Origin of the sequence: Streptomyces sp. NPDC058240, from assembly GCF_042882135.1 — a bacterium.
Classification (GTDB): Bacteria; Actinomycetota; Actinomycetes; order Streptomycetales; family Streptomycetaceae; genus Streptomyces.
On sequence record NZ_JBHVWT010000006.1, the window covers coordinates 19,501 to 36,197 of the forward strand.

Genomic DNA, 16,697 nt, shown 5'->3' on the forward strand with positions numbered 1-16,697 from the left:
CCTCACGGGAGGGGCCCGACGCGGGCGTGGGCGTCGTTACGAGCGGCTGCCTCCCGGGACGCGATGGGCGGCGCGCGGCGGCGTCACGCCCCGGACTTCGGCCGTTCGGGGCGTGTCCGTCGCGGACGCGGAACCCGTGGTGGCGCGGACGAAGGCGCCGGTGCCGCCGACGAACGGCAACTTCGCGGACGTGCGGGCCAGGTCGAGGGTGAGCGTGGGCGTGGAGTCCGGCGGGTCGATGAGGTCCCGGTCGGTGCCGGCCACGATCAGGGCGAGGCGGTGTCCGGCCGGGACGACATGGTCGGTGGCCGCCAGGTCGATGGTGAGGGTGACGGCCCGGCCCGGGGTGAGCGGGCGGCCCTTTCCGGCGGAGGCGTACGTGCCGAGGTCGGCCCAGCCGCGGCTGACCACGGTCCGGTCGACGGCCGTGGTCCGGGCCCTGGTCTCCTTGAAGCAGGCGCTGTCCCCGGTCGTGCTCGCGCCCCAGCAGCTCTGGCTGGTGAGGGTGGTGATCCCCTCGCCGGACGAGCCGTAGTCGCGGATGGTGTCGGGGCCGATGTCCACGAGGACCGCGGAGAGATGGGCGGTCGAGGTGGTCGGGGTGGCGGTGACGGTCACCGCGGAGGATCCGGAGAGCCTGAGGTCGGCGGTGAGCGGCGCGGTGCGGAATCCGGCCTTGGCGCCGGTGGTCCGGTCCAGGTCGGCGGCCCACTCCGTCTCACTCTGCGCCGGATCGTCGGTGAACGTCTCGGTGGCGCCGGGGCGGGCGGGCCTCAGGGACAGGGTGCCGACGCCCGGCGTGCTCCCGGCGCCGGGGCGCACGGTGGTGGCGTGGGTGGTGCGGGGCGGCCAGACCCGGTCGGTGGACCACTGGTCGGGGTGGCGCTCGATGTCGGCCATCGGTTCACGGTCGATGCCGTTGTCGTAGCCGAGGAGGTAGTGGTCGAACCAGCGGTGCAGCGTGTCGACCCATTCGGCGCGCCGGTAGTCGAACGGGTCGACGTGTCCGGTCTGGGAGAGCCAGATCTTGCGCTCCACGCCCCGGTCCGCGAGCGCGTCCCACCACTGGCCGAGGTGCCTGGTACGGACGTTGAGGTCCTGCATGCCGTGGACGGCGAAGACGCTGGCACGCACCTTGCGGGCGTCCTTCACGTAGTCGCGCGCGTTCCACAGCTCCGACCAGTCTCCGGTGCGCGGCGCCCCGTCGACGAGTTGCTGCTGGACGGCGGCGCAGCGTCCGCGCGCCTCGGGGCTCTCCACATAGCCGGAGAGCCACTCGGGGCCGCTGTCGTAGAGGGGTGCGCCCTGGGCGAAGTAGTAGTCGTACCAGGAGGAGATGGCGCCGATCGGCACGATGGTCCGCAGCCCGTGCACGCCGGTCGCCGCGACCGCGTTGGCGATGGTGCCGTCGTAGCTCTTGCCGATCATTCCGGTGCGGCCGTCGGACCAGCCGGCCGTGGCACGGGTGCCGCCGGTGCGGGTGGTGTAACCGCGGGCGCGGCCGTTCAGCCAGTCGATCACGGCCTTGGCGGACTGCACGTCGGAGCGGCCTCCGACATCGACACAGCCGTCGGAGCGATTGGTACCGGCCAGATCGACAGCGACGAAGGCGTAGCCGCGCGGCACGAAGTAGTTGTCGTAGTGGAGCGGGAACTGGACGGGCCGGCCGTTGTCGTCGTACGTCTTGAGCTGGCTCTCGTTGCCGCGCCCGCAGCAGGAGTAGTACGGGCTGGCGTCCATGATCACGGGGATCTTCCGGCCCTGCCGGGCGGGTTCGCGCGGCCTCACGATGTCGGCGGCGACGCGGTCGCTGCGCCCGTCCCCGTCGCCGTCCAGCCCCGTGTCGACCCAGACCGATTCCCGGACGGCGTTCCCGTACGAGTAGACGGGCATGCTCTTTGGCGGCCTGGCCTCCCGGGCACCCGCGCCCTGGGCACCTGCCGGGGAGAGCAGGACGGCCATCAGGGCGGCGACAGCTGCCACCACCAGCGATCTGTAACTCGAACGGGGGCCTCGCGCACGATTCGGCATGGGCGGAAGGTACCCCGGTCAACTCCCCGACGACAGAGGGCGATCAGCGGCGCATACGGCATGAACATGGCGCAAACGCGACCTGCCGCCATGGCGGCCGAATGGCGATTGTGTGACAGCTGTGACCATGGACACGACTGATGCGGCAGTCGCTGAATAGTGTCGACGTGACGGTTCGAAAGATCATTCGCCCCGACCACTTGGAGCATTCCGTGCACCGCAGACTCATCGTCCCGAGCGCACTCGCGGCCTCCCTGCTGCTGGCGATCCCGGCCTCGGCCGCCGAAGGCACCGTGGGCGCCCCGGGCATCGGCGACCCCTACTACCCGGCCAGCGGCAACGGCGGATACGACGTCTCCCACTACGACCTGCGGCTGAAGTACCAGCCCTCGACCGACCTGCTGGAGGGCACGGCGACGATCCTCGCCACGACCACCCAGGAACTCTCCCGTTTCAACCTGGACTTCGGGCTGGACGTCTCCGAAGTGCGGGTGAACGGCAAGAAGGCCGGCCATGTGAAGAACGGCGAGCAGGAGCTGGAGATCACCCCGGCGGCCCCGCTGGCGAAGGGCAAGGCCGTCTCGGTGGTCGTGCGGTACGCCGGAAAGCCCTCCGAGGTGAAGATCAACGGCTGGACGTCCTGGGTGCGCACCCCGGACGGCGCGGTGGCCGCCCAGGAGCCGGAGTCGGCCGCGTGGTGGTTCCCCAGCAACGACCACCCGCTCGACAAGGCGACGTACGACATCTCCGTGTCCGTCCCGGACGGCACCCAGGCGATCAGCAACGGCACGCTGCAGTCGCAGAGTTCGAAGCTCGGCTGGACCCGCTTCAACTGGCGTTCGAGCAAGCCGCAGGCGACGTATCTGACGACGCTGGCGGTCGGGAAGTTCGACATCACCACGGACACCACGTCGGACGGGCTGCCGGTCGTCAACGCGTACAGCAAGGACCTCGGCGCCAACGACGGGGCCGCGCGGGCCAGCATCGAGCGGACCACCGAGGTCGCCGAGTGGCTGACGGAGGTCTTCGGACCGTACCCCTTCGACGCGCTGGGCGGATACGCCCCCAATGTGACGAGCGGCTTCGCGCTGGAGACCCAGACCAGGCCGTTCTACAGCCCGAAGCAGTTCGCGAACGGTGCGAACGTCTCGGTCGTCGTCCATGAACTGGCGCACCAGTGGTACGGCGACAGCGTGTCCCTCAAGGGCTGGAAGGACATCTGGGTCAACGAGGGCTTCGCCCGTTACAGCCAGTGGCTGTGGTCGGAGAGGGAGGGCGAGGGAACCGCGCAGGAGCTGGCGGACTACACCTACGCACTGCATCCGGCCGACGACGCCTTCTGGAAGGTGAAGCCCGGCGACCCGGGCCCCGACAACCAATTCGACGCGGCCGTCTACGACCGGGGCGCGCTGGCGCTCCAGGCGCTGCGCAACGAGTTGGGCGACGAGACGTTCTTCGAGCTGCTGAAGGGCTGGCCCGCCGAGCACGCGTACGGGAACGCGAGCGTGAGCGACTTCGTCGCCTACGCGGAGCGGGTCTCGGGCAAGCCGCTCGCCGCCTTCTTCGACGCCTGGCTGTTCCGGCCGACGCGGCCCGAGGCCCCGGCGGCGGCCGGGACGCACGCCCGGCACGCCGCCGGGCAGCCCGCGCGGCCCGCCTCCTGGAAGAAGATCGCGGCGACGAACTCCCTGCACGAACACCGCTGACCGGCACGCGGACCGGGTCCGGGCACCACCGCCCCTCTCCTGGTGGAGGCGGTGGTGCCCGGCGGCCGGCCGGCGGCGCCGGTTAGGCTGATGGCGTCGGTGCTGTCCGGCCGGCCCCGGCCGTTTCCGGCCCGATCCCGCGTGTACGAGGAGCGTCCCTTGCCCGGTCCGTCCCACGATCCCGCTCGCGATGCCCGCCCCACACTGGAAGCCGTGGCGGCCCGCGCCGGGGTCTCCCGGGCGACGGCCTCCCGGGTGGTGAACGGCGGGGCGGGGGTGCGCAAGCCGCTCGTGGACCAGGTCCGCAAGGCGGTCGAGGAGCTCGGCTACGTTCCGAACCATGCCGCCCGGACCCTGGTCACCCGGCGCAACGGCGCGGTCGCCGTGATCATCGACGAGCCGGAGTTCCGGATCTTCTCCGATCCGTTCTTCTCCCAGCAGATCCGCGGAATCAGCCGCGAACTCACTCTGCACGACTCCCAGTTGGTCCTGCTCCTGGTGGAGGGCAGCGGGGACTTCGACCGGGTCGCCCGCTATCTGGCCGGCGGCCATGTGGACGGCGTACTGGCCTTCTCGCTGCACACCGACGACGAACTCCCGGCGATCATCCGCAGGTTCCGGGTACCCACGGTCTACGGCGGCAGGCCGGGCCGGCCGGGCGCCGCGTCCGAACTGGCCGTCCCGTACGTGGACTGCGACAACCGCGGCGGCGCGGCCGAGGCCGTACGCCATCTCGTCGCCCTGGGACGGCGGCAGATCGCGCACATCGCCGGACCGCGCGACCAGACCTCGGCCCTGGACCGGGTCGACGGCTACCGCGACGTGCTGCCCGACGGCGATCCGGCGCTGCTCGTGGACGGCGACTTCACCGTCGAGGGCGGCGCGCGGGCGATGGCGGAACTGCTCGACCGCCGCCCCGGCCTGGACGCGGTCTTCGCCGCCAACGACCTGATGGCCTCGGGTGCCCTGCGGGTGCTGCACGAACGCGGTCGCCGCGTGCCGGACGACGTGGCCCTGGTCGGCTTCGACGACATGGCGTCGATAGCGGAGGCCACCGAACCCCCGCTGACGACGGTCCGTCAGGATGTGGAGGGCATGGGCCGGTTGATGGTGCGGATGCTGATGAGCCGGCTGGGCGGCGAGGCCGGGGGCGACGATCGAACCTCGGTGATCACGCCGACCGAGCTGGTGCGCCGGGCTTCCGCCTGAGCCCTCCCCCGCCCCGGACGGTCTCGCGATGGGCGGCCCGCGCCCTGCGCGCGTACGGCAGATAGCGCAGCCGCTCGGGGAGCGCCGGCACCACGCGCCGCACCACCCCGCAGAACCGCCGCAGAGCGCGCTCCTGCTCGTCCGTCCACTCCAGCCCGATGACCTCCCGCGCCTCCGGCGGCATGAACCCGATGGTGACGAAGCGCCGGAACCGGGCCAACGGCGGGAACAGCACCGGCCACAGCGCCTTCAGCAGCAGCCTCAGCGGCAGCGGCCCGCGGTCCGGCGGCGGTACGGGACGATCGGTGGCGACCAGGTCCTCGACGACCGCGGTCGCCTCGATCTCCTCGGCGAGCACCTTTCGGAAGTACGGCCAGAACTCTTCGATCGTCTGCGGCATGTCCCGGTCGTGGATGCCGAGGATCCTGCCGACCTGGAGCCACTCCCGGTACAGCGCCCGCTCCTGTGCCGCGGTGAGCGGCCGGACGAGATAGCGCGCGGCGTGCTGGTAGACGGGGAAGCCCGTGGCGTGCACCCACGCGTAGTTGGCGGGCGACAGCGCATGGTAACGACGCCCTCGGGTGTCGGTGCCCTGGATGGTGCGGTGCAGTCGGCGCAGCCTGCGCCCTTCCTCGGCCGCCTCCTCGCCCCCGTACACCCAGAGCTGGAGCGAGCGCAGGGACCTCTCGCCGCGTCCCCAGGGGTCCGTGCGGAAGACGGAGTGCTCGTCGACGCCGGCGCCGACCGCCGGGTGGGCGACCTGGAGGGTGAGCGCGGCGGGCAGCATCAGCAGGGCCCGGATGTCGCCCGAGAGGCTCCAGAGCACACCGCCGGGTGGCGGCGGGGCGGGATTCCGGTCTCCCGGTGCTTCGCTGCTCATCACGGTGCTCCCGACGGTCGGCGGGCATACGGCTCGGCGCCCGGCCCTCTGCGTGATCCAGTATGCGAGCCCTTCGGGAGTGATGCGCACCGGCCCGCTGAGGCAGACCGCCGCATGCCCTGTCGTCGGCGGTGTTGACGAGGTTCGTGAAACAAGTCGATAGTATTTGTAACTTTGACTCCCAGGCCGGACGGCCCCTCACATTCCTTGTGCAGCAGGTGAGTTGGTCCGTCACACAGCGACAACCCGCAGGAACGGTCCCGCAGGGAGTCGGTACACGGACAGGAGGGCGCACCATGGGCCGATACAGCCGCCTGCACGAGATACGCCGGATGGATCCGGCACACGACTACGCCGAGATCCTTCGGCTGATCTCCCAGTACGAGTTCCCCTGGGACTACCGGCAGGGGGTGAGCGTCGCCTTCCTCCGGGACTACGGCGTCCCCCGGATCTCCGTGCTCCTCGACCGGACCCAGGAGTTCGAACGGGCCGGGCAGAAACGGTACGACGACACGGTGCTGATCGGGTACGAGATGGCCGCCGACGGCTTCGACTCGGAGCGCGGGCGGGCGGCCGCGCGTCATCTCAACCGGATCCACGGCAAGTACAACATCCCGAACGACGACTTCCGCTATGTCCTCGCGACCACGGTCGTGGGGCCGAAGCGCTGGATCGACCGGTTCGGCTGGCGTCCCCTGTGCGCCCAGGAGGTCCAGGCTCTGGTGGAGGCCGGCCGGAAGACGGCGGCAATGATGGGCATCGAGGGGGCGCCCGACACGTACGAGGGGTTCGAGCGGCTCCTCGACTCCTACGAGGAGCGGATGTTCGCGTACGACCCGGCGAACCGGCGGGTCGCGAACGCCACGTTCCGCGTGATCGCGAGCTGGTATCCGCGTCCGTTGCGGCCCCTGGTGGCGAGATTCGCACTCGCGCTGCTGGACGAGCCGCTGCTGGCGGCGCTGGGCTTCCGGCCGCAGCCGCCGTGGGTGCGGGCCTCGGCGTCGGCGGCTCTGCACCTGCGCGCACGTTGTGTCCGCCGGCTGCCGGCCCGGCCACGCAGGTTTCCCGCGCGCCCGCAGCCCCGTTCGTACCCCTTCGGCTGGCGGCTCGACGACCTCGGACCGCACTGGGCCCGCAGCCGTCCCGTGGAACCCCTGCCCGACGAGACGGACGGCCACACCGGTGGTTCTACCCGGCAGCGAGCAGCGGCACCAGATAGCGGCGGGCGAACTCTCGCACCTGGGTGTCGTCGTCCAGCTCGAAACAGCTGACGGGGTTGAGGAGGAAGGAGACGGTGATCCGCACCATCAGTTCGGCGACCGGGGTCGGATCGCTCGCCGGCCGGCCCTCCGCGCGCCGGGCGTCACGCAGCCGGTCGGCCAGGTACTCGCGGATGGCGAGGAGGGCCGGTCCGCTCTCCAGGGTCAGGAACGGCAGCATCGTCTCGGGCTCCAGCCTCAGCAGACCGCCGATGAGCGGATGCTCGCGGATGTGCCGGAGAACCGCGGCGAAGCCCTCGACGAGCCGGTCCTCCGTCGTCGGCAACGCGGCCACCGCGTCGTCCACCTCCACGACGAAGCGGCGGTACTCGCGCAGCAGACAGGCGGAGACGAGGCTGTCCTTGTTGCCGATCCGCCGGTACACGGTCACCCGCGAGACCCTGGCGCGCTTGGCGACGTCGTCGACGGTGGAGCGGCGCAGCCCGAAGGTCATGAACTGCTCGCGCGCGGCGTCCAGGATCTGCTCGCTCAGCGCGTCGGAGGGCAGCGTCGCGCGGAGCGCCAGGGCCAGCCGTGTCTCGTCGGTACTCCGTGCCGTCATGGGCCCTCCCCCGTTCCGCCGCTTCCACCCCACCATAGGAGTCGATACGGAGTGACCCACCCCGTATCCCTGTATCCCGTATCCCTGTAGCAACACGCGCAGGGCGCCAGCCGGAGTCCGGTGGGCGCCCTGCCGAGGGTGCGGTCCGTCGGCCGGGTCCTGCTCGCAGGTCCCGGCGACCGGGGCCGGATTATCCGGTCGTCCGGCAGGTTTCCGCAGGCCGAAGCCGCTCAAGGGGCTCGGACGGGCCACGACCCGTCCGACCCGATTCGACGGGCGGGCCCTACGCGAAGTCGTACACCGTCACCGGTATGTCCCGGCCGGTCAACCACTCCTCGATCAGGGGCTCGATCCGGGACCACTTCCCACCCGCCAGGCCGCAGCCGATCCGCGGCATGTGGACCGAGGCCCCCAGCTCGTGGGCCCGGTCGGCCACCGCGCCCAGCGCCGTGTCGATCGCCTCGTAACGCACCGGGACCCCTTTGCTGCCCGTGCGCATCCCACGCTGGCCCACCATGTTCGCCACCCAGATGTACGGGCCCACCTGTACGAACTGCACCGCGCCGAGGCCGAAGTCGTTGCCCGCGCGCTCCCGGTGCCACCGGCGGTAGGCCGCTTCGGGTTCGGGCCAGCGGCGCGAGAGCGCCAGCACGAATCCCTTGCCCCAGCCGCCGAGGTCGTTGCAGACATGGACGATCAGCTTGACGCCTTTGCCGTGGGGCGCCGTCGCGTCCCCCTGTACGTACCTGATCCCGGACATGGGATCAGGTTAGGTGCCGCCTGTGACAGCCGGGCACTTTCACATCATTGGTGAGACAGCAATACTGTTGCGCCGGGGTGGATCACGCGCACAGCGGCTCACCCCTCAGGGCCGGACACGAGGAGCAGATATGGCGACCGGGGCCGAGGAGCCTACGCTCACCGTCGACGAGCTGGCGGCGCGCGCCGGGGTGACCGTGCGCACGGTGCGTTTCTACAGCACCCGCGGGCTGCTGCCGCCCCCGGTCATCGGACCGCGCCGGGTGGGGCACTACGGACACGACCACCTGTCCCGGCTGGCGCTCATCGAGGAGCTCCAGCACCAGGGCATGACGCTGGCCGCGATCGAACGCTATCTGGAGCAGCTGCCGCCGGATCTGAGCGCGCACGACCTGGCGATCCACCGGGCCCTGGTGGCGTCCTGGGCACCGGACTCGGCGGAGGACGCGACGCGGGCGGAGCTGGAGCGGCGGGCCGGCCGGGCACTGACCGAGCAGGACATCGCGCGGCTGGCCGCGATGGGGGTGCTGGAGCGCGCGGAGCCGGTCGACGGCAGCTACCGGGTGGACCCGGGGCTGCTGCGGCTCGGGGTCGAGCTGCTCGGCGTGCCGATCGCGCACGAGACGATCCTGGCCGCCCGCACGGTGCTGCTGGAGCACTCCCGGTCCGCCGCGCAGGAGCTGACCCGGCTGTTCCGGGACGAGGTGTGGGGTCCGTACCGGGAGCGGGAGTCGGACCCCGAGCACGTGGCGGCGATGAAGTCGCTGTCGGCCCATATGCAGCCGATGGTGCTGCAAGCACTGGTGACCGCGTTCCAGCGGTCGTTGAAGGAGGAGCTGCGGGCCGCGTTCCCGGCGGAGTGAACGCGGCCCGCGGGGTGGGCGTCAGTCGTGGAAGGTCTCGCCCTTCCCGGCCTTCTCCACGAGCAGCGCGGGCGGCAGGAAGCGGTCGCCGTACCGCTCCGCGAGCTCCCGGGCGCGGGCGACGAAGCCGGGCAGGCCGCCCTCGTACCCGTTGATGTACTGGAGCACGCCACCGGTCCACGGCGGGAAGCCGATGCCCATGATGGAGCCGATGTTGGCGTCGGCCACGGAGACCAGGACGTTCTCCTCCAGGCAGCGGACGCTGTCCAGGGCCTCGGAGAACAGCATCCGCTCCTTCATGTCGAGGAAGGGGATGTCGGTGTCGGGCTTGGCGAAGTGCTCCCGCAGTCCGGGCCACAGGCGGGTCCGCCTGCCGTTCTCGTCGTACTCGTAGAAGCCGGCGCCACCGCTGCGTCCCGGCCGGCCGAACTCGTCGACCATCCGGTCGATGACCGCGTCCGACGGGTGTCCGGCCCAGGTGCCGCCGGCCTCCTCGACGGCCCGCCGGGTCTCGTTGCGGATCTTGCGGGGCAGGGTGAGGGTCAGCTCGTCCATCAGGGAGAGCACCTTGGCCGGGTAGCCGGACTGTGCCGCGGCCTGCTCGATGGACGCCGGTTCGACGCCCTCGCCGACCATGGCGACGCCCTCGTTGATGAACTGGCCGATGACGCGCGAGGTGAAGAAGCCGCGCGAGTCGTTGACGACGATCGGGGTCTTCTTGATCCGGCGGACCAGGTCGAAGGCGCGGGCCAGGGCTGCGTCGCCGGTCTGCTCGCCCTTGATGATCTCGACCAGCGGCATCTTGTCCACGGGCGAGAAGAAGTGCAGCCCGATGAAGTCGGCCGGGCGCGAGACGCCTTCGGCCAGGACGGTGATGGGCAGGGTCGAGGTGTTGGAGCAGAGCAGGGCGTCCGGCTCGATGATGTCCTGGATCTCCTGGAACACCTTGTGCTTGAGCGCGGTGTCCTCGAAGACGGCCTCGATGACGGCGTCGCAGCCCGCCAGGTCGGCCGGGTCGCCGGTCGGGGTGATCCGGGCCAGCAGCTCGTCACGCTTGGCCTCGGTGGTGCGGCCCCGGGAGAGCGCCTTGTCGAGGAGCTTCTCGCTGTACGCCTTGCCCTTGGCCGCGGCCTCGGTGGAGACGTCCTTGAGCACGACCTCGATGCCGGCGCGGGCACAGGAGTACGCGATGCCCGCGCCCATCATCCCGGCGCCGAGGACGGCGACCTTGTTGACCTGGCGCTCCTCGATCCCCTTGGGGCGGCTGGCACCGGAGTTGACGGCCTGGAGGTCGAAGAAGAACGCCTGGATCATGTTCTTCGTGACCTGGCCGGTGACCAGCTCGGTGAAGTAGCGGGCCTCGATGGTCAGCGCGGTCTCGAAGTCGACCTGGGAACCCTCGACGGCGGCGGCCAGGATGTTGCGGGGCGCGGGCATCGGGGCGCCCGCGAGCTGCTTCTTCAGGTTGGACGGGAAGGCCGGCAGGTTGGCGGCGAACTTCGGGTTGGACGGGGTGCCGCCGGGGATCCGGTATCCCTTGACGTCCCAGGGCTGCTGGGACTCGGGGTTCGCGTCGATGAAGGCACGGGCCTTTTCGAGCATCTCCTCCCGGGTGGCGGCGACCTCGTGGACCAGGCCGTTCTCCAGGGCGCGCTGCGGGGTGTACTGGGTGCCCTGGAGAAGGACTTTCAGCAGCGCGTCGGCGATGCCCATGAGGCGTACGGTGCGGGTGACGCCGCCGCCTGCGGGCAGCAGGCCGAGGGTGACCTCGGGCAGGCCGATCCGGGAGCCGGGCGCGTCGAGGGCGACGCGGTGGTGCGAGGCGAGCGCGATCTCGTAACCGCCGCCGAGCGCCGCGCCGTTGATGGCGGCGACGACGGGCTTGCCGAGGGTCTCGATGCGGCGCAGCGAGTTCTTGATGGCGGTGCCGGTGTCGAAGGCCTGCTGGGCGTTCTCGGGACCGACCTTGATCATGTCCTTGAGGTCGCCGCCCGCGAAGAAGGTCTTCTTGGCGGAGGTGTAGATGATGCCGCGGATGAAGTCCTTCTCGGCCTCGGCGCGGTCGGCGATGGCCGCGATGGAGTCCTTGAAGGCCTGGTTCATCGTGTTGGCGGACTGGTCGGGGTCGTCGAGTACGAGGGTGACGACGCCGGTCTCGTCCTGTTCCCAGCGGATGGTCGTGCTCTCGTTCATGTGTCTGTCTTCTCCGTAGGAAGGGGAACGGTCAGAGACGCTCGATGACGGTGGCGACGCCCATGCCGCCGCCGACGCAGAGGGTGGCGAGGCCGTACCGCTGGTCGCGGCGTTCCAATTCGTCGATGAGGGTGCCGAGGATCATCGCGCCGGTGGCGCCGAGCGGGTGGCCGAGGGCGATGGCGCCGCCGTTGACGTTGATCTTGTCGAGCGGGAGCCCCATGTCCCTGGCGAAGCGGAGCACGACTCCGGCGAACGCCTCGTTGATCTCGACGAGGTCGATGTCGTCGATGGTCAGCCCGGCCTTGGCGAGGGCCTTGCGGGTGGCGGGCGCGGGGCCGGTCAGCATGATGGTCGGCTCGGAGCCGGAGACGGCGGCGGAGATGATCCGGGCGCGCGGCGTGAGTCCGTAGCGCTCGCCGACCTCCTGGTTGCCGATGGCGACGAGCGCGGCGCCGTCGACGATGCCGGAGGAGTTGCCCGCGTGGTGGACGTGGTCGATCTTCTCGACCCAGTGGTACTTCTGCAGCGCCACCGCGTCGAAGCCGCCCATCTCGCCGATCGTGGCGAAGGAGGGCTTGAGCGCGGCGAGGGAGTCGGCGGTGGTGCCGGGCCGCATGTGCTCGTCGTGGTCGAGCACGACGAGGCCGTTGCGGTCCTTGACGGGGACGACGGAGCGCGCGAAGCGGCCGTCCTTCCACGCTTCGGCGGCGCGTTCCTGGGAGAGCGCGGCGAACTCGTCGACGTCGCGGCGGGAGAAGCCCTCGATGGTGGCGATGAGGTCGGCGCCGACGCCCTGCGGAGCGAAGCCGGTCTCGAAGTTGGTCATCGGGTCCATCGCCCAGGCGCCGCCGTCGGAGCCCATCGGGACCCGGGACATCGACTCGACGCCGCCCGCGAGGACGAGGTCCTCCCAGCCCGAACGGACCTTGGCGGCGGCCAGGTTGACTGCCTCCAGACCCGAGGCACAGAAGCGGTTCTCCTGGACGCCGGCGACGGTGTCCGGGAGGCCGGCCGCGATGGCGGCGATCCGGGCGATGTCGGAGCCCTGGTCGCCGAGCGGGCTGACCACGCCGAGGACGATGTCGTCGATGGCCGCCGGGTCGAGGCCGGGGAAGCGGCTGCGGATTTCGTGGATGAGGCCGACGACGAGGTCGATCGGCTTGGTGCCGTGCAGGGCGCCATTGGCCTTGCCGCGGCCGCGCGGGGTGCGGATCGCGTCGTAGACGAACGCTTCGGTACTCAAGTCAGCAGCCTTTCGGGGGTGGTTGTGCGACGGGGTCAGGCGAGCAGCGAGCGGCCGATGATCTCCTTCATGATCTCGGTCGTGCCGCCGTAGATGGTCTGGATGCGGCCGTCGGTGAACGCCCTGGCGACCGGGTACTCCGTCATGTAGCCGTATCCGCCGTGCAGTTGGAGGCAGCGGTCGGCGACACGCTTCTGCAGTTCGGTGGCCCACCACTTGGCCATCGAGGCGTGCACGGCGTCGAGGGTCCCGTCGGAGTGGTCGACGATGCAGCGGTCGAGGAAGGTACGGGTGACGGCGCACTCGGTGGCCATCTCGGCGATCTCGAACCTGATGTGCTGGAGCTTGGAGAGCGGGCGTCCGAAGGCCTCGCGCTCCTTGACGTACCGCGTGGTGATCTCCAGCAGGTGTTCCGCGGCGGCGATCCCGGCCACCGCTATGCCCATGCGTTCCTGCGCGAGGTTGGTCATCAGGTGGATGAAGGCGCCGTCCCGCTCGCCGAGCAGGTTCTCCTTGGGAACGCGGACGTCGTTGAAGAACAGCTCCGCGGTGTCCTGGGACTTCTGGCCGATCTTGTCGAGGTTGCGACCGCGCTCGAAGCCGTCCGCGCCGCGTTCGACGACGATCAGCGAGAGCCCCTTCGCGCCGCCCTCCGGGGTGGTCTTCGCGACGACGACCACGAGGTCGGCGAGGATGCCGTTGGAGATGAAGGTCTTGGACCCGTTGAGCAGCCAGTGGTCGCCCATGTCCTCGGCGGTGGTGCGGATGCCCTGGAGGTCGGAGCCCGCGCCGGGTTCGGTCATGGCGATGGCGGTGATGATCTCGCCGCTGCAGAAGCCGGGCAGCCAGCGCCGCTTCTGCTCGTCGGTGCCGAGGCCCGTGAGGTAGGGGCCGATGATGTCGTTGTGCAGCCCGAGCGCGAGGCCGGGCGTACCGGCCCGGGTGAACTCCTCGGCGAGAACCGCGCTGTAGCGGAAGTCGGTGTTGCCGCCGCCCCCGTACTCCTCGGGTACGGCGAGGCCCAGCAGCCCCTGTCGGCCGGCCGCGCGCCAGGCCTCGCGCGAGACGATGCCGTCCTTCTCCCACTGCTCGTAGTGCGGGAGGACCTCCTTGGTGAGGAAGGTGCGCACGGTCTCGCGGAACGCGTCGTGCTCTTCGGTGAAGATCTGCCGCTGCACTGCGGTCCTCCTAGGAACAGTTCTCGACGGTGGAGACGGGCCGGGCCGGGCCCGGCGGGGGCGCGTAGGGCATCGTCACTCCGGCCCGGCGATGCCGGGTACGCCCCAGTCGGCGGCGACGGCGTGATTGTCCGCGCCGGGTCGCGCGGGGCCGCCGCGTACGGAGACGGGGGTCGCGGAGAAGCGCGGTGCCGGCGCGGGCTGGGTGAGCCCGCCGTGCTCGACGAAGGTGGAGCGGGCGGCGATGTGCGGGTGGCGGGGCGCCTCGCGGAGTGAGAGGACGGGTGCGACGCAGGCGTCCGATCCCTCGAACACCTCGGTCCACTCGGCACGCGTACGGGTCCTGAACCGGTCGGCGACGACGGTGCGCAGCTCCTCCCACCGGGTGATGTCGCCCCGGTCCGGGGCTTCGTCCCCGAGTCCGAGGAGCCGGCCGAACTCGTCGTAGAACCGCTGTTCCAGCGCCCCGACCGCCATGTACTGGCCGTCGGCCGTCTCGTACGTACCGTAGAACGGGCAGCCGCCGTCCAGGAGGTTGGCGCCGCGCCGGTCCTGCCAGCCGCCGGCCGCGAGCATTCCGTGGATCATCGTGGCGAGATGGGCGGCGCCGTCGACGATGGCCGCGTCCACGACCTGGCCCCGGCCGCCGGGGGTGCGGGCGTACTGGAGGGCGGCGAGCACGCCGACGACGAGATAGAGCGAGCCGCCCGCGTAGTCGCCGACGAGATTGGCCGGGACGGTGGGCGGCTCGCCGGGCTTGCCGATCATGGAGAGGGTGCCGGTGAGCGCGATGTAGGCGATGTCGTGCCCGGCCCGTTCGGCGAGCGGTCCGTCCTGGCCCCAGCCGGTCATCCGCCCATACACGAGCTGCGGATTGCGGGCCAGCGCGGCGTCGGGCCCGACGCCGAGCCGTTCGGCGACGCCCGGCCGGTAGCCCTCGATCAGGATGTCGGCGCGCTCGACCAGATCGAGCACCGCGGCGGCACCGTTCTCGGCCTTGAGGTCGACGAGCACGGAGCGTTTGTTGCGGTTGGTGAGGTCGTACGCGGGGTCGATGCCCAGCCCCGCTCCGCCGGGCCGGTCGACCCTGACGACATCGGCGCCGAGGTCGGCCAGGAGCATCGCGGCGAACGGACCGGGTCCGATGCCTGCCAGTTCGACCACCCGCACCCCTGCCAGCGGGCCGTGCGAGCCGTGCTCTGTCGTTGCCATCAAGCCCCCAGCGGTATGACACAACTGATGTAACATCGATGATGCTAAGAACGCACCGCGCTCCGCACAACCCTTTCGGCCGAGCAAGCGCTTAGTTCCTTCTCCGGGATCCTCCCCCACCGGGCCCGCCTTGCCGCACACCGCCACGAACCCCTCCGCTAGCCTCTGCCTGCCACATCGGCACCCGGCCCCCGCGGAGGCACTCGTGAACAGGCAGAACGGGACACAACGCCCCTATGACGTGGTCCTCTTCGGCGCCACCGGCTTCGTGGGCTCCCTCACCGCCGAATATCTCGCCGCCCACGCACCCTCCGGCTGCCGCTGGGCCCTGGCCGGACGCGACCGGGCCAAGCTGGAGCACCTGCGCGAACGTCTCGCCGCGATCGACCCGCGCTGCGCGGACCTCCCGCTGCTGCACGCCGACGCCGACGACGAGCACACGCTGCGCGAACTCGCCGAATCCGCCCATGTGGTGGCCACGACGGTCGGCCCGTACGTCTGGTACGGCGAGAAGCTGGTCGCGGCCTGCGCCGAGGCGGGGACGGACTACGCGGACCTCACCGGTGAGGCGGAGTTCGTGGACCGGATGTATCTGGAGCACGACGCGCGGGCCCGCGAGACCGGGGCCCGGATCGTGCACGCCTGCGGTTTCGACTCCGTACCGCACGACCTCGGGGTGTACTTCACCGTCCAGCAGCTGCCGCAGGACGTGCCGCTGACCGTCGACGGCTTCGTACGCAGCAACGCCGTCTTCTCCGGCGGTACGTTCGCCTCGGCGCTCACCGCGATGGGCCGCGGCCCGCGGATGCTGCGCGCGGCCCGGGAACGCCGGCTGCACGAACCGCGGCTGGTCGCCCGCCGGGCCCGTGCCCCGTTCGGCACTCCGCACTTCAGCACGGAGACCGGCACCTGGGCGCTCCCGCTGCCGACACTGGACCCACAGGTCATCGAGCGCTCGGCGCGGGCACTCCCCCGCTACGGCCCCGACTTCCGCTACCGCCACTTCGCCTCGGTGCGGCATCTGCCGGTGGCCCTCGGCGGTACGGCCGCGGTGGGCGCCCTCCTGGGTGCCGCGCAGCTCCCGGCGGCCCGGTCCTGGCTGATGGACCGGTACGAGCCGGGCAAGGGACCGGACGCGGAGCGCCGGCGGCGCAGCTGGTTCACCGTGCGCTTTGTCGGTGCGGGCGGCGGGCACCGGGTCCTCACCGAGGTCTCGGGCGGCGACCCCGGCTACGACGAGACGGCGAAGATGCTCGCCCAGTCCGCGCTCTGTCTCGCCCTGGACGAGCTCCCGCCGACGTCGGGGCAGGTCACCACGGCCGCCGCGATGGGTGACGTGCTGCTGGAGCGGCTGCGCTCGGCCGGTCTGCGCTTCCGGGTCGCGTCGGCCCGCTGAGAGGCTGTCGGGTGACCTCCGATCGGGCAGCCCCTGAGCCGAAGCCCGGGGCGACGCGCACTCGTTCGGGTGATGTCCGACGCGCGCTCGGATCTCCTCGTTCCCCGGGTGTGCGGGCAGTGGCACCGCTTCGATGGCTCCTCGGCCGTGCGGCGCGCGACGGTGCTTTCACTACGATCTGCGTCCCGCAGGTCGTAGCACCC

Annotated in this window: 13 protein-coding genes; 5 read left to right on the top strand and 8 right to left on the bottom strand. The window is 71.1% G+C overall.

Features of this window, described 5'->3' with window-relative positions:
• Nucleotides 1-36: 36 nt before the first annotated feature.
• Nucleotides 37-2,031: a Xaa-Pro dipeptidyl-peptidase gene (locus ACFVX4_RS13940; protein WP_389975878.1), complete on the bottom strand. Its 1,995-nt coding sequence runs from the start codon at nt 2,029-2,031 to the stop codon at nt 37-39.
• 212 nt (nt 2,032-2,243) lie between these two features.
• Here ACFVX4_RS13940 and ACFVX4_RS13945 point away from each other — a divergent pair, with 212 nt between their 5' ends.
• Both ACFVX4_RS13945 and ACFVX4_RS13950 read left to right on the top strand, forming a co-directional pair.
• Complete coding sequence (locus tag ACFVX4_RS13945; RefSeq protein ID WP_389975881.1) at nt 2,244-3,737, top strand: M1 family metallopeptidase; 1,494 nt, start codon at nt 2,244-2,246, stop codon at nt 3,735-3,737.
• Between the two features lie 159 nt (nt 3,738-3,896).
• Complete coding sequence (locus ACFVX4_RS13950) at nt 3,897-4,946, top strand: LacI family DNA-binding transcriptional regulator (protein ID WP_389975884.1); 1,050 nt, start codon at nt 3,897-3,899, stop codon at nt 4,944-4,946.
• Here ACFVX4_RS13950 and ACFVX4_RS13955 read toward each other — a convergent pair.
• Nucleotides 4,909-5,826, bottom strand: a complete 918-nt coding sequence (locus tag ACFVX4_RS13955; RefSeq protein ID WP_389975887.1) for an oxygenase MpaB family protein — start codon at nt 5,824-5,826, stop codon at nt 4,909-4,911. The two genes, ACFVX4_RS13950 and ACFVX4_RS13955, sit on opposite strands and share 38 nt — an antisense overlap.
• A gap of 296 nt (nt 5,827-6,122) precedes the next feature.
• Here ACFVX4_RS13955 and ACFVX4_RS13960 point away from each other — a divergent pair, with 296 nt between their 5' ends.
• The gene (locus tag ACFVX4_RS13960) at nt 6,123-7,097 is read left to right on the top strand and encodes an oxygenase MpaB family protein (RefSeq protein WP_389975890.1); all 975 of its coding nucleotides are present in this window, start codon (nt 6,123-6,125) and stop codon (nt 7,095-7,097) included.
• On the opposite strand, the gene ACFVX4_RS13965 is transcribed toward ACFVX4_RS13960, so the two are convergent.
• Both ACFVX4_RS13965 and ACFVX4_RS13970 read right to left on the bottom strand, forming a co-directional pair.
• Nucleotides 7,015-7,647: a TetR/AcrR family transcriptional regulator gene (locus tag ACFVX4_RS13965; protein ID WP_389975893.1), complete on the bottom strand. Its 633-nt coding sequence runs from the start codon at nt 7,645-7,647 to the stop codon at nt 7,015-7,017. The two genes, ACFVX4_RS13960 and ACFVX4_RS13965, sit on opposite strands and share 83 nt — an antisense overlap.
• A gap of 283 nt (nt 7,648-7,930) precedes the next feature.
• Complete coding sequence (locus ACFVX4_RS13970) at nt 7,931-8,407, bottom strand: macro domain-containing protein (RefSeq protein ID WP_389975895.1); 477 nt, start codon at nt 8,405-8,407, stop codon at nt 7,931-7,933.
• 130 nt (nt 8,408-8,537) lie between these two features.
• Here ACFVX4_RS13970 and ACFVX4_RS13975 point away from each other — a divergent pair, with 130 nt between their 5' ends.
• Nucleotides 8,538-9,269: a MerR family transcriptional regulator gene (locus tag ACFVX4_RS13975; RefSeq protein WP_389975898.1), complete on the top strand. Its 732-nt coding sequence runs from the start codon at nt 8,538-8,540 to the stop codon at nt 9,267-9,269.
• Between the two features lie 21 nt (nt 9,270-9,290).
• On the opposite strand, the gene ACFVX4_RS13980 is transcribed toward ACFVX4_RS13975, so the two are convergent.
• The 4 genes from ACFVX4_RS13980 to ACFVX4_RS13995 form a co-directional block, all read right to left on the bottom strand.
• A complete protein-coding gene (locus ACFVX4_RS13980; RefSeq protein ID WP_389975901.1) occupies nt 9,291-11,462 on the bottom strand; it encodes a 3-hydroxyacyl-CoA dehydrogenase NAD-binding domain-containing protein in 2,172 nt (723 codons plus the stop codon).
• A gap of 31 nt (nt 11,463-11,493) precedes the next feature.
• A complete protein-coding gene (locus ACFVX4_RS13985; RefSeq protein ID WP_389975904.1) occupies nt 11,494-12,708 on the bottom strand; it encodes an acetyl-CoA C-acetyltransferase in 1,215 nt (404 codons plus the stop codon).
• Nucleotides 12,709-12,743: 35 nt separating this feature from the next.
• Nucleotides 12,744-13,886, bottom strand: coding sequence for an acyl-CoA dehydrogenase family protein (locus ACFVX4_RS13990; RefSeq protein WP_389975907.1), 1,143 nt, complete (start codon nt 13,884-13,886; stop codon nt 12,744-12,746).
• Between the two features lie 75 nt (nt 13,887-13,961).
• On the bottom strand, nt 13,962-15,098 hold the full coding sequence (locus ACFVX4_RS13995; RefSeq protein WP_389975910.1) for a CaiB/BaiF CoA transferase family protein: 1,137 nt from the start codon (nt 15,096-15,098) through the stop codon (nt 13,962-13,964).
• A 205-nt stretch (nt 15,099-15,303) separates the two neighbouring features.
• Between ACFVX4_RS13995 and ACFVX4_RS14000 the strand changes: the two genes are divergently transcribed.
• Nucleotides 15,304-16,494: a saccharopine dehydrogenase family protein gene (locus tag ACFVX4_RS14000; RefSeq protein WP_389975912.1), complete on the top strand. Its 1,191-nt coding sequence runs from the start codon at nt 15,304-15,306 to the stop codon at nt 16,492-16,494.
• Nucleotides 16,495-16,697: the final 203 nt, after the last annotated feature.

Coding starts and splice junctions, on each gene's coding strand:
- ACFVX4_RS13940 (WP_389975878.1), bottom strand. CDS start 2,031: ATGCCGAATCGTGCGCGAGGCCCCCGTTCGAGTTACAGATCGCTGGTG.
- ACFVX4_RS13980 (WP_389975901.1), bottom strand. CDS start 11,462: ATGAACGAGAGCACGACCATCCGCTGGGAACAGGACGAGACCGGCGTC.
- ACFVX4_RS13995 (WP_389975910.1), bottom strand. CDS start 15,098: ATGGCAACGACAGAGCACGGCTCGCACGGCCCGCTGGCAGGGGTGCGG.
- ACFVX4_RS13960 (WP_389975890.1), top strand. CDS start 6,123: ATGGGCCGATACAGCCGCCTGCACGAGATACGCCGGATGGATCCGGCA.
- ACFVX4_RS13975 (WP_389975898.1), top strand. CDS start 8,538: ATGGCGACCGGGGCCGAGGAGCCTACGCTCACCGTCGACGAGCTGGCG.
- ACFVX4_RS13965 (WP_389975893.1), bottom strand. CDS start 7,647: ATGACGGCACGGAGTACCGACGAGACACGGCTGGCCCTGGCGCTCCGC.
- ACFVX4_RS13970 (WP_389975895.1), bottom strand. CDS start 8,407: ATGTCCGGGATCAGGTACGTACAGGGGGACGCGACGGCGCCCCACGGC.
- ACFVX4_RS13955 (WP_389975887.1), bottom strand. CDS start 5,826: ATGAGCAGCGAAGCACCGGGAGACCGGAATCCCGCCCCGCCGCCACCC.